Source organism: Streptomyces sp. NBC_01622, from assembly GCF_045209635.1.
GTDB lineage: Bacteria > Actinomycetota > Actinomycetes > Streptomycetales > Streptomycetaceae > Streptomyces.
Map to the genome: position 1 here is coordinate 1,658,249 of NZ_CP109293.1, position 11,527 is coordinate 1,669,775.

11 protein-coding genes and 1 pseudogene are annotated in these 11,527 nt (G+C 67.3%); 8 read left to right on the top strand and 4 right to left on the bottom strand.

The window, feature by feature from the left end; all coding sequences use genetic code 11:
• The first annotated feature begins 35 nt into the window (after positions 1-35).
• Positions 36-650, top strand: coding sequence for an isochorismatase family cysteine hydrolase (locus OH768_RS07675; RefSeq protein WP_406451361.1), 615 nt, complete (start codon positions 36-38; stop codon positions 648-650).
• A 616-nt stretch (positions 651-1,266) separates the two neighbouring features.
• Complete coding sequence (locus OH768_RS07680; protein WP_406451363.1) at positions 1,267-1,575, top strand: DUF6193 family natural product biosynthesis protein; 309 nt, start codon at positions 1,267-1,269, stop codon at positions 1,573-1,575.
• A gap of 469 nt (positions 1,576-2,044) precedes the next feature.
• Here the strand turns inward: OH768_RS07680 and OH768_RS07685 are convergent, their stop codons facing one another.
• The gene (locus tag OH768_RS07685) at positions 2,045-3,154 is read right to left on the bottom strand and encodes an alkene reductase (protein ID WP_406451365.1); all 1,110 of its coding nucleotides are present in this window, start codon (positions 3,152-3,154) and stop codon (positions 2,045-2,047) included.
• A 736-nt stretch (positions 3,155-3,890) separates the two neighbouring features.
• Here OH768_RS07685 and OH768_RS07690 point away from each other — a divergent pair.
• The 5 genes and pseudogenes from OH768_RS07690 to OH768_RS07710 all read left to right on the top strand — a co-directional run.
• Entirely contained in the window at positions 3,891-5,222 is a 1,332-nt protein-coding gene (locus OH768_RS07690) for an MFS transporter (protein ID WP_406451367.1), read from the top strand.
• Between the two features lie 218 nt (positions 5,223-5,440).
• Positions 5,441-6,334, top strand: coding sequence for an LLM class F420-dependent oxidoreductase (locus OH768_RS07695; RefSeq protein WP_406451369.1), 894 nt, complete (start codon positions 5,441-5,443; stop codon positions 6,332-6,334).
• Positions 6,335-6,387: 53 nt separating this feature from the next.
• Positions 6,388-6,600, top strand: coding sequence for a hypothetical protein (locus tag OH768_RS07700; RefSeq protein WP_406451371.1), 213 nt, complete (start codon positions 6,388-6,390; stop codon positions 6,598-6,600).
• 6 nt (positions 6,601-6,606) lie between these two features.
• Entirely contained in the window at positions 6,607-7,620 is a 1,014-nt protein-coding gene (locus OH768_RS07705) for an NADP-dependent oxidoreductase (RefSeq protein WP_406451373.1), read from the top strand.
• A gap of 99 nt (positions 7,621-7,719) precedes the next feature.
• Positions 7,720-7,950 (top strand): annotated as a pseudogene (locus tag OH768_RS07710) (SDR family NAD(P)-dependent oxidoreductase); the annotation flags it as partial.
• A gap of 378 nt (positions 7,951-8,328) precedes the next feature.
• Here OH768_RS07710 and OH768_RS07715 read toward each other — a convergent pair.
• The gene (locus OH768_RS07715; RefSeq protein WP_406451375.1) at positions 8,329-8,988 is read right to left on the bottom strand and encodes an alpha/beta hydrolase; all 660 of its coding nucleotides are present in this window, start codon (positions 8,986-8,988) and stop codon (positions 8,329-8,331) included.
• A 304-nt stretch (positions 8,989-9,292) separates the two neighbouring features.
• On the opposite strand from OH768_RS07715, the gene OH768_RS07720 reads away from it, so the two are divergent.
• Entirely contained in the window at positions 9,293-10,069 is a 777-nt protein-coding gene (locus OH768_RS07720; protein ID WP_406451377.1) for an SDR family NAD(P)-dependent oxidoreductase, read from the top strand.
• A 187-nt stretch (positions 10,070-10,256) separates the two neighbouring features.
• Here OH768_RS07720 and OH768_RS07725 read toward each other — a convergent pair whose 3' ends face one another.
• Positions 10,257-10,808 (bottom strand): TetR/AcrR family transcriptional regulator, encoded by a 552-nt coding sequence (locus OH768_RS07725; protein ID WP_406451379.1) that lies wholly within the window; start codon positions 10,806-10,808, stop codon positions 10,257-10,259.
• 186 nt (positions 10,809-10,994) lie between these two features.
• A complete protein-coding gene (locus tag OH768_RS07730) occupies positions 10,995-11,522 on the bottom strand; it encodes a tyrosine-type recombinase/integrase (RefSeq protein ID WP_406451381.1) in 528 nt (175 codons plus the stop codon).
• Positions 11,523-11,527 lie beyond the last annotated feature (5 nt).

The following is an 11,527-nucleotide window of genomic DNA, read 5'->3' on the forward strand; positions in this document are numbered from 1 at the left end:
TCAGACGCAAAGCACGGAAGGGACAAGGGAATATCGTGAGCGACGACGCCTCGACCACTGCTCTCCTGCTGGTCGACCCCTATAACGACTTCCTCAGCGAGGGCGGAAAACTCTGGCATCGCGTGAAGGCGGTCGCCGAGGAAGTGAGGCTGCTGGACAATCTGCGGGAAGTGGTCTCGACCGCACGGGCCCAGGGAGTGAAGATCTTCTTCGTCCCGCATAACCGCTGGAAGCCCGGCGATTTCGTCTCCTTCGACTTTCCCTCGCCGTATCAGCTCGGCACAGCCAAGGCGGAGGTCTTCGCCGAAGGCAGTTGGGGCGGAACGTTCCATGACGATTTCCAGCCCCAGCCGGGCGATGTCGTTGCCCACGAGCATTGGGGCTCCAGCGGCTTCGCCAACACCGATCTCGATCTACAGCTCAAACAGCACGGCATCCGCCGCATCATCCTGATCGGCCTGGTCGCCAATACCTGCATCGAGGCGACAGGCCGCTTCGGCATGGAACTCGGGTACCACGTCACCCTGGTCAAGGACGCCACCGCAGCCTTCAGCCAGGAGGGGATGCACGCCGCCCACGCCATCAACGGGCCAACGTACGCTCATGCCATCCTCACGACCGGAGAGCTGCTCGCGCAGCTTTCCGCCTGATCCTGCGTCTCGTCTCCCGCATTCCATAAACCATTGGAATGCGGGACGCGAGCTGTTTCCAACCTGACTGCGAGGCCGGTCGGTTGGTAGCAGTCAGCAGCAGTACGGAACGACGAAGCTCGTGGTGGACGGGCTCTCGAACGAGATCACTCGTGTCCCCCGGGAGCTTCATGTGCCTGTCTGCCCATCCTCGCGGTCCGCGTGTTCATACGAGGCCAACTTGGCCCAGCAGACGGCGGATGTCAGGGGATGTGTCGTCAAAATTGTGGCCGTGTTCGAGACTCTTGAAGGCGACGGCGCCTTCGGGGACGTGATCGGCGTGGAAGGTGGACCAGGGTGTAGTCGGAGTCGGTGAAGCCCCTGATGATCCGGAGGTTTTACCACGGCGACAGCCGGGCTGACGGCGTGCGCTGCAACGCCGGCCTGGCGGTCCGATCCGACGGCGAAGGCCATCTCCCGGAGCCGCACCTCGGCTACGGCATCCACAGCCCCCGTCCACGCTCTGCGCCAGCCTCTGGAAGGCTGTCTCAGGTGAACGGGACGATCCGTAGGCCGCCTCAGGTGAACTGGTCCGAGTAATGCTCTGTTTGCGCACGGGGCCCGGCAGAGTGGGCGCATGGGATCGATAGACGCGCCGAGTGCTTCCGATGGCCCCGAGCCCGGTCAGGGTGATGTCGTGGAGGCTGCGTGGCAGCGGATGCTCCATCGCGAGGGCATGGACATCAGGCTGGTGCGAGCCGCGCATGACGAGCCGCTTCTGCGGCAGCTCCATCCCTCAAGCAGCCACCAGGACCTGCACTTCAGCAGGTGCACCGATGACTGGTCTTGGGATGTTCCGTTCGTCATGCATCTTCCTGGTGAGCGCTACCTCGTCGTCGGGCCGTCCCGTTCCCAGATCGTCGGGGAGGCGGACACCGCCGAATAAGCCGTTGCTCTGGTTGTCGGTGGTCTTCCGCCAGGCTGCGGCCCTGCGGTTGTCGGGCGCCGGGAGGAACTCGACCGGCTCGACACGGCCCCGCCGGCCCAGGTCCTTGGAGACGACGAGCGGCGTTCTCGCGCATCGGACCGGACCGGCTGAGAACTCGAGTATCCGCCCGTCTCAATCGATCCGGTCCCCGCAGCTCACGGCCCTGGGTTCGAGCCAGATCTTTTGAGACGGGACACGAAGGACTGCTCGCTTTCAAGGGAGCCGCAACAACTTCCACCTCATCTCTGAAGGGCTCGTTGAAGACGTCTACTTGAGCGTGCAGGAAATCCCCGTCCGCCAGGCTTGATCGACGCGCTTTCCTGGTTGCCAGGCGGAGTCGCGGCGACGGCCGGCTTACACCATCGGGCGCCCGCCGGTTTCCTCCCAGTGGCTTCCGTCTCGACCACGGGACAGGCCTCTGGCACGTTCACCTTTCCAGTTGCGGGTAGTCGGTGTAGCCGGCGGCGTCCGGGCCGTAGTAGAGGTCCGGCTTCGGTTCGTTGAGGGGCGCGTAGTCGGCGAACCGGGCGGGCAGGTCCGGGTTGGCGATGAATGCCTGTCCGTAAGCGACCAGATCTGCCAGGTCGTCGGCCAGAATCGTGTTTCCCCGGTGCTGGTCGAATCCGACGTTCGCGATGACGGTGCCCTGGTAGACCTTGCGGAAGTGCCGGAACATCTCGTCGCCGGCCAGATCCCCCAGCGGTCCCCCGGCGGGGTCGGCCATCATCCCCATGAGCAGCAGGTGGGAGAGATCGTAGTCGTTGAGGCGCCCGAGAACGTACTCGCTGTCGGCCAGGGCCTCGCTCCCGGAGACGAACGCGCCCGCCTCCGCCCAGGAGGGTCCGGCCTTCACACCGACACGGCGCAGGTCGACATGGACACCGATGGCCTCGATGATCTCGAAGAGGAAGCGGGCCCGGTTCTCGATCGAGCCGCCATAGCGGTCCGTGCGCACGTTGGTGCGGGGGTTCAGGAACTGGCTGATCAGGTAGTTGAAGCCGGCCTGGAGCTGGACCCCGTCGAATCCGGCGCGCAGGGCGTTGCGGGCGGCCGTCGCGAAGTCGGTAACCGTCTGCCGGATGTCGTGCTCCGACATCGCCAAGGGCTCCACGGTGGCTTTGCGGCCCGCCGCTGTCGGCGCCAGCAGCTCCGGGTTGACGGCCGACGGCGCGAGAGGCGGCCGACCGTCGAAGAAATCGGGGTGTGAGGCGGACCCTGTGTGCCAAAGCTGCGCGAAGATGACGCCCCCCGCGCGGTGGACCGCGTCCGTCACCTGTTTCCAGTGAGCGATCTGCTCGTCGGTGAACAGCCCCGGAACGTCGTGCCAGCCGATCGCTTCACGGCTGATCCATACGCCCTCGGAAATGATCAGGCCGGCCGACGCGCGCTGAGCGTAGTACTCGGTGTGCAGATCGCCCGGCAGCAGATCGCGGTTGCGTGCGCGGGCCCGCGTCAACGGGGCCACGACCATGCGATTCGCCAGCGGGACATCCCGCATTTGGTACGGCTGGAGCAGAGGCTGCGTCGAACTCGTCATGTGAGTCTCCTGATCAAGGGCGAAGCCGGGCAGGCCGCGGGTAAGGGTGCCGGGTCACATTCCGGGGCGGCATCAACCGCCCTAACACACAGACCCTCTAATGCACAGATCTGAGCCTTAGGGTGACCTTAGCAGGCATCCGCCTTAACGCAAAATTCTGAGCAACAAGCATGGGTGGAGGGAGTAGGGACCCAGGGGCGCCGGCCATAGAGTTCGTCGACACGGGTGCTCGCGTCGACCCCGGACTGACCCCGGGGCAGGGAAGTGACGCGGTAGAGGATCGGGATCACCACCCGGTCGACGACATCGTCACCACCAAAGACGCCGCCGGACCGGGCAGCCACCCTCGCCCGCCGGTCACACGGGCAGTCCAGCTCACCCTCGCCCGCCACAGCGGCCCCATCCCGAAGGACTGCGGCACCCGCCTGGATCTCCTGCACCCATGCAGCCACATCGCTCCACACACCCCGGCACACTCCGCGATCACCGGGACGGCGACGGCGTCACCACCCCGTTCGGCGATCAGCGCCTCGACAGCTCGCCGACGGACGCGAGCGCCGCGGCACTACGGCCACCGGGGGGCAATTCTGCAGTCATGGAGCCCACGGTAACGCACGACTCTTTGCATTAATCCCCCTCCAGAGCTACGCTCCCCCCTAACGCACAGAACCTTGCCTTAGGGGGTTTCGAGGTGTCCCACGTCATCGAATCAGCATGCGACCGCAGCCCGGCACCTGTGATCACCGAGCCTGCCCGGGTCCGGAGGACGCTTGCTTCTTCCACCGCGTTCGCCGGATCGGGTGCGGTGTTCGCGGCGCTCTACGTGGCCGCGGGCGCGCCGACGCCGCTGCTGGTCGTCTACGAGCAGCAGTGGCACTTCCCGGCCTGGGTATTGACGGTCGCCTTCGCGTCGTACGCGCTGGGGCTGCTGGCGGCTCTCCTGGTCGCCGGTTCCCTCTCGGACCACGTCGGACGTCGCCCCGTCCTGATCGGATCCCTCGTGGTGGAGTTCGGGGCGATGCTCATGTTCGTCTTCGCCTCCGACATCGGCTGGGTGATCGCGGCCCGCACCATCCAGGGCATCGCCACCGGCGCGGCCACCAGCGCCTTCTCGGCCTCAGTCGTGGAACACGCCCCGGAGCACCGCAAGAAACTGGGCACCATCATCGCCGGCATCGCCCCGGCCGGCGGACTGGGCCTGGGTGCCCTGCTGACCGGCGCGGCGGTCCAGTTCAGCAGCCACGCGAGTGCCCTCGTGTTCACCGCCCTGGCAGTGATCATGATCGTCGGCACGGGTTTCGCCGCGTTCTCGGCCGAGACGGTCTCCCCCCGCCCTGGGGCGATGCACTCCCTGATCCCGCGCGTTTCCATCCCCAAGGCGGCGCGCCGTGAATTCGTGGCGAGCGTCCCCGTTCACATGGCCGCCTGGATGCTGGCCGGACTGTTCATGGGGCTCGTCCCCACCATCCTCCGCGACCTCCTGGACCTGCACAGCGGTCTCCTCAACGGCGCCACGGTCTTCGTCCAGCCCGCGGCCGCCGCGGTGGCCGGCCTCGCCCTCGGCCGCCTCACACCCCGCCGCACCATCTTCCTCGGCGGTACGGGCGTACTGCTGGGCACCGCGGTCAACATGACCGGGGTCGCCACCGCGACACTCCCGCTCCTGTGGCTGGGCGGCCTCATCGGTGGCGTGGGCGTCGGCGCCTCCTTCTCCGGAGCCCTGCGCACCATCACCCCCCTCGCACAACCCCACCAGCGGGCCGGGCTCTTCGCGGCCGTCTACCTGATCGCCTACCTGAGCTTCGGGGTCCCGGCGATCATCGCGGGCCTCCTCATCGCCCCGCTCGGACTCCTGCACACCGTCCTCGGCTACGGCGCCGTCATCATCGCCGCCGCCGCCCTCGGACTGCTCGCGCAGTACCGCATCCACACGCGACGCCAACCGATGGCGCGTACTGGTGACGGCGATGAGATGAGGGCCAACGACGGCCCGCCCCTTGTCTCTCGGCAGGGCAGAGCGGCTCCCTCACCTATTCAGGTGAGGGAAACACAGCCGACTGATGAGTAGGAATTGAGGTCGTGAAAGCCGTCGAGTGCATCCAACGCCACGCCGCGAGGACAACGCTCAGGTGCGCCGTCGACCAGGCCGAATTCCAGGCCTCCGGCCGAGCCGCGGCAGCAGCGGCCCAACCGGCCGGCAACGGCATGCCCCCTCCGGACCAGAAAAGTTCCACGTGCGCAGATGCGCAGCACGAATGACGCATTCGTCATAGAGAGGAACCAGCGATGCACTCCGCACCTCACACCACACCACAGCAGTACCTGGGCCGCTTCGGAATCTTCAGCCATGAACTGCGCTCCGAAGACCCGGCGCTTCAAGAACAGCGACACCACGCGGCAGCCGAGCTGGAAAGCTCCGGTTTCGGCACGATCTGGCTCGGGGGCAACAGCAGCGTGCACCACGCCGCCGCGCTCGCCGGGTCCACTGAACGCATCGCCCTGGCCACCGGCATCCTCAGCATCTGGAACGAGGACGCCAACACCGTGGCCGAGCAGCGAGCCGAGATGGAAGAAGCCCAGCCCGGCCGGTTCCTTCTGGGCCTGGGCGCAAGCCACGCGCAGCTGGCCCGCGACTACCGGCGGCCCTACTCGACGATGGTCGGCTACCTCGACGCCCTCGACGACGCCGCCGTCCCCGTCCCGGCCGACCGCCGGATCCTGGCGGCCCTCGGACCGAAGATGCTGCGTCTCGCCCGCGACCGGGCCGCCGGGGCCCACCCCGCCTTGGTCACCCCCGAATACATCAAGCAGACCAGGGAGGTCCTGGGCGACGGACCACTGCTGGCTCCCGTGGTCGCTCTGGTCCTGGAAAACGACCCCGTCCGCGCACGTGCCATCGCACGTGACCACCTCGACCTGTACCTCAGCCTGCCCAACTACACCGCGAACTTCGAACGCCTCGGCTTCACCGACGAAGACTTCACCGGCGGCGGCAGCAACCGCCTGGTGGACGCCCTGGTGGCCTGGGGAACCGACGACGCGATCAGCAACCGCCTGACCGAGTTCCACACCGCCGGCGCCGACCATCTGGCCCTGCAGCTCATCACCGCCGGGGGCGGCGAGACCCCGCCGCTCACCCAGTGGCGCCACCTCGCCGACCTCACCGCGAAAAGCGCGTAGCCGCACACGCGACAACGCCCGAGGCACTCATGACACATCCTCTGGAGCACGGCATGCCCACACCCCAGCAGAACAAAGAACTCGCTCTGACGGCCTTCGGCACCCTCTTCGGCAAAGGCGCGACTACACGGCTGCGGAGGCGTTCCGGTCCGAGGACTGTCTTCGGCGCAGCGGGCACACCCCGCCGGGACAGGACGCCTCGCGCCGAGTCCACAAGCGGTCTGCCGATGACCGGCGACCACTTCCCGCCCAGCCGGGCGAGGTGAGCCGGGATGACCAGCACCAATCGCCAGTTCCGTCTCAAGGCCCGCCCCGTCGGCCCCTTCGAGGACTCCGACTTCGAGCTCGTTCAGACCCCCATTCCCGTGCCCGGCGACGGCGAGTTTCTGGTCAAGGTCAGGCACCTGTCGATCGACCCTGTCATGCGCAGCTGGATGAACGCAGGACACGTCACTCCGGTGGACGTCGGAGCGGTCATGCGCGCGATCACGATCGGGCAGGTCGTGCACTCCCGCCACCCCGGCTTCGCGGAGGGCGACTTCGTCCACGGCACGTTCGGCGTCCAGGAGTTCGCTCTGTCGGACGGAACCGGGGTCTACAAGGTCCACCCCGAGGAGGGCCGGTCGCTCGCGGCGTATCTCGGCGTCCTGGGCATGACCGGCATGACCGCCTACTTCGGGCTCCTGGACGTCGGCCGGCTCGCCTCGGACGACGTGGTCCTCGTGTCGGGAGCGGCCGGGGCCGTCGGAAGCATTGCCGGCCAGATCGCGAAGATCAAAGGCGCGCACGTGATCGGGATCGCGGGCGGGCCCGAGAAGACACGCATGCTCGTCGACCGGCTCGGGTTCAGCGCCGCCATCGACTACAAGCGGGACGACTTTCCCGACCAGTTGCGCGACCTCACCCCCCGATACGTCGACGTGTTCTTCGACAACGTCGGCGGAGACATCCTCAACCAGGCACTCACCCGCCTCGCCAACGGTGGGCGAGTCGTCATCAGCGGGGCGATCTCCCAGTCCGACAAGGCCGATACGGTCGTGGGCCCGAGCAACTATCTGACGCTGCTGTACCGGAGCGCCTCCATGGCCGGCGTCGCCTTTCCCGCATTCGCCCATCGGTATCCCGAGGCCATGGAGCTGATGTCGCGCTGGCTCGCCGCCGGTCAGCTGACGAGCGTCGAGGACACGGTGCGCGGCGACATCGAGACGTTCCCGGCCACACTCAGGCGCCTGTTCACCGGCAAGAACACCGGCAAGCTCGTCCTCGAACTCGAGCATCAGGGCTGAGCCTTTCTCCCTGGCGTACCTGCACCGGTCCGCCAGACCGGCTCCCTCACCGGTTCAGGTGAGGGACAAGTAACCGATCAGTGACGAGGACTTGAGGTCATGACCACCACCCAACGCATCCACACCCCCTTCGGTGCAGAGTCGACGGCCGCCGAGGTCATCGAAGGCATCGACCTCACCGGCAAGCACGCAGTCGTCACCGGCGCCGCCTCGGGTCTCGGCGCCGAGACCGCCCGCGCCCTCGTCGGCGCCTCGGTCACCCTCGCGGTCCGCAACACGGAAGCCGGCGAGCGCACCGCGACCGACATCCGCAAAGCGACCGGAAACCGCTGCCGATGTTGCCGAGTGGACCGGTCCAGCGGACAGTGCCGTAGGTCAGGCCGCAGGCATGGCGATGCCGTACCGACCAGCGCACGAAGTGGCCGGTCTCGTCGCGGCAGCTGACCGTGGCGTCGGCCGTCAGGATCACCGGGGTAGTCCCACACCGCTCTTCACGCTCTGCCAAGTCCTCCCACCCCGACCAGGATCGGTATTCGATTGCTCACTACCCGGGGCTTGGGAACCCAATACGTACGCCAGCCAGGCACGGAACCACCCTTGCCGGATCAGCTTCAACACGCTGATGCGACAGGGAACGTGTTGGACGTGAACTGATCCGGCTAGGGCCGGGAGCGCATGAACACCCACCTCGGGGGGAGGCAGGCGCTGTCAAGCTCCGTGACGTGTCGGGGTACCAGTCTGCTCGCGGATCCATGACGCAGCGAAGCGTGTCCATGTCGATGCCGCGCCCGCCTCACGGGCAAGGCCCAGGCTGTGGGGGCCGTGGGGGAAGACGTGCACCGTGTGGGGAACCTTGTGGGCAGCCAAGGCCGTAGCAAGGCGATAGGTGTGCTCAGGTGGAACATAGGGGTCCTCCGCCGTGTGCCACAGGAAGAACGGAGGGGCCGACGGAGTGACCAGCGCATCGAGCGAGGTCGAACGACGCGACTCCGGCGACGCGTCCTCGCCCAACAGAATGTCCTGCGCAGGCCGATACGTCTCGGTCTCCATCGACGTGATCGCATAGCCGAGAACAGCGAACTGAACCGACGCCTGTTCGTCAGTGTTCGGAGTGAGGGCTGCGAGGCCGGCAAGGTGCCCACCGGCCGAGAACCCCACGATCCCGATCGAGTCGGCTCCCTTCGCCCGTTGGCGCCGGATCTCACTTTGAAGTGCTACAAGCGGTGCTGGATGCCGCGTGTTGAGCGGATACCGGAAAACGCTCGCTTCCACGCCCAATCCTTCGAGCCAATCGACAATCGGCTCCGCCTCGTGGGCGGCGTGCACCGCATAGCCGCCCCCCGGCAGCACGATCACATGCAAAGACATCTCAGCGTCCTCTTTAACTGACCGGGCGAACCGCTTGGACACGCGGGACGAACGAGCTTAACCGGGCTCGCGCGAAGCCGTCACGGGGACACGGTCGCGCGCCCCGAGCCGCGATGAGGCCGATCGAGCCCGAACGCTGACCGCGCTGGCCAGTCGAGTTGGGTCGGGGGCTCCGCGTGTTGGCGAAGACATCCCCTCCGCTCCTTCAGGCCATGTATCCCGCCGACCACGAGGGAGACCGGCGACCGCCGTCAGATCATCCCCGGCTGACCAGTTCGGCAAGCACTGCCACTAGGCTTCCGTCATGCCCACAGCCCTGGTCACCGGAGCGACGGCCGGAATCGGAGCGGCGTTCGCCCGGCGGCTCGCCGCGGACGGCTTCGATCTGGTCCTGCTCGCCCGGGACACCGAGCGCCTCGAACAGACCGCCGAGGAACTCCGGACCGCCCGCGGTGTCAGGGTGGAGGTCCTCGCCTCGGACCTCACCACCGAGACGGGCCTCGCGGCGGCGGAGCAACGGGCCGCACGCGAGGTGGACTTGGTGGTCAACAACGCCGGGTTCGGACAGCGCGGCGACTTCCTCGACACCGAACTGTCCGAGGAACTGGCCATGTTGCGGGTGCACTGCGAAGCCGTACTGCGACTTACCCGCGCCGCTCTGCCCGGCATGGTGGAACGCGGACGCGGAGGCGTCATCAACGTCGCCTCGGTCGCGGCGTTCTTCCCGCGCGGAACGTACAGCGCGTCCAAGGCCTGGGTGGTGGCCTTCAGCGAAAGCGCCTGCCAACAGGTGGGCGGCAGCGGCGCCCACGTCATGGCCCTGTGTCCCGGGTGGGTACGCACCGAGTTCCACAAGCGGTCGGACATGGACACCGCGGGGATCCCGGACACGTTGTGGATCGACGCGGACCAACTCGTCGACAGTGCGATCCGCGACTTCCGCAGGCGCGTCCCGGTGAGCGTGCCCGACAACCGCTACAAGGCCATGGTCGGTCTCGGCCGCGTCCTGCCCCGCCGGCTCGTCGCCTACCTGTCCGCGCGGGCAGGCAGCCGGCACCAGGGACCTGTCCGACTGGGCTGATCTCGGCGTACAGAGATGAGGAGGCCATCACGCGGCGGGAAAAGCCGGCCGCATCCCCTTCTTCAGCAACAACACCACCGCCGCTGCCCGCGAACTGGAGCCGGCGACGCTCTCCACCGCCGGGGGCGGCGACAGCACATGTGGGGGCAAGGAGTGCGGTCAGTACCCCCCGCGCGCGAGTCGGGGATCAGGCGGAGCGGTTGCAGAGTTCGTCGACGTACGTGCGCGCATCGACCTCGGACAGGGTCCAGGGCAGGAAGATGACCCGGTAGATGATGGGGGCCACCACGCGGTCGATGACGTCGTCACCCTTGAAGGCACTGCCGGGCCGGGCGGCGAACTCGGCCGCTTCCGCCCTCCGGTCGCGCAGGCAGTCCGACTCGCTCTCACCGGCCGCGGCGGCTCCGCCTCGTAGGAGGGCTGCGTTCACCGGAACGCCGTAGTGGCTGATCAACTCCTGCGCCCATGCGATCAGATCAGCCCGCAGGTCTCCGGTGTCGGGAAGGCCGCGGTCCGGGTCGAGCCGATAGGTCGCCAGATCATTGATCATGGTCCGCGCATCACCCCACCGTCGGTAGATGCTCGAGTGATTGACTCCCGCCCGCTCCGCGACCATGGGGATGGTGAGGGCATCGCTGCCCTGTTCGGCGATCAGTTCCTCGACGGCCTTCCTGATGGACATCAGCACCACGGCGCTGCGGCCGCCGGTGCGCCGCCGAGGGGACGATTCTGTAACCATGCCCTCATGGTAACGCACAAGGTTTTGCCTTAGAGGGCTCTGGAATGTTCCGTACCGAATCGAGGCTTGACCGCAGCCATGGCTCTGCGGTCTCCGAGTCCGGCCGGGCCCGCAGACCGCCCCCTCCTTCTCCGCCGGCCCCCGAACCCGGCCAGGTCTGCAGGCTGCTTCCGCTTCCCACGGCGTTCATCGGCTCCGCTGCCACCTTCGCGCCCCCGTGGTGCAATACAGGCGGATGATCGCCTCGTCCCGCAACTGGGCGAACTGCCTGCCCTTACACGTACCGAGGACTTTCGTGGTCTCCTCGGCCCGAATGACCGGCACCAGCTTCTGCGGCATCTTCGGCTGCCTGACCCGCTCCATCGGTGACCGGTCGATCTCGCCCTCGTCCAGCATCAGCCACTTGAAGAACTGCTGCAGCGCCTTGTGTTTGTTCAGCGCCGTCGACGCCGACCGCGTCTCGATCATCCACGCCTGGAACGCCTCAATGTGCGCGCGGCTCACGTCGGTCGGGCCCTCGGCCGCGTCGTCGGCCTCCGGGTCCGGCGAATACTCCCCCGGGTAGCGGCCCAACTGGGCAGCCGCCAGCAGATAGCCGTAGCAGGTGGTCTCCGGATAGTTCCCCGACCGCAATGAGCGGTCCCAGTCCCGCAGAAACCCCGACCAGGCCTTCGACAGACCCACAGTGATCTTGTCCAGGTCCAGCAACGGCATTTTCG

Bases quoted from the DNA above. Each gene is read 5' to 3' on its own strand.
- OH768_RS07680 (WP_406451363.1), top strand. From the start codon at position 1,267: ATGGGATCGATAGACGCGCCGAGTGCTTCCGATGGCCCCGAGCCCGGT.
- OH768_RS07685 (WP_406451365.1), bottom strand. From the start codon at position 3,154: ATGACGAGTTCGACGCAGCCTCTGCTCCAGCCGTACCAAATGCGGGAT.
- OH768_RS07695 (WP_406451369.1), top strand. From the start codon at position 5,441: ATGCACTCCGCACCTCACACCACACCACAGCAGTACCTGGGCCGCTTC.
- OH768_RS07700 (WP_406451371.1), top strand. From the start codon at position 6,388: ATGCCCACACCCCAGCAGAACAAAGAACTCGCTCTGACGGCCTTCGGC.
- OH768_RS07705 (WP_406451373.1), top strand. From the start codon at position 6,607: ATGACCAGCACCAATCGCCAGTTCCGTCTCAAGGCCCGCCCCGTCGGC.
- OH768_RS07715 (WP_406451375.1), bottom strand. From the start codon at position 8,988: ATGTCTTTGCATGTGATCGTGCTGCCGGGGGGCGGCTATGCGGTGCAC.
- OH768_RS07720 (WP_406451377.1), top strand. From the start codon at position 9,293: ATGCCCACAGCCCTGGTCACCGGAGCGACGGCCGGAATCGGAGCGGCG.
- OH768_RS07725 (WP_406451379.1), bottom strand. From the start codon at position 10,808: ATGGTTACAGAATCGTCCCCTCGGCGGCGCACCGGCGGCCGCAGCGCC.
- OH768_RS07730 (WP_406451381.1), bottom strand. From the start codon at position 11,522: ATGCCGTTGCTGGACCTGGACAAGATCACTGTGGGTCTGTCGAAGGCC.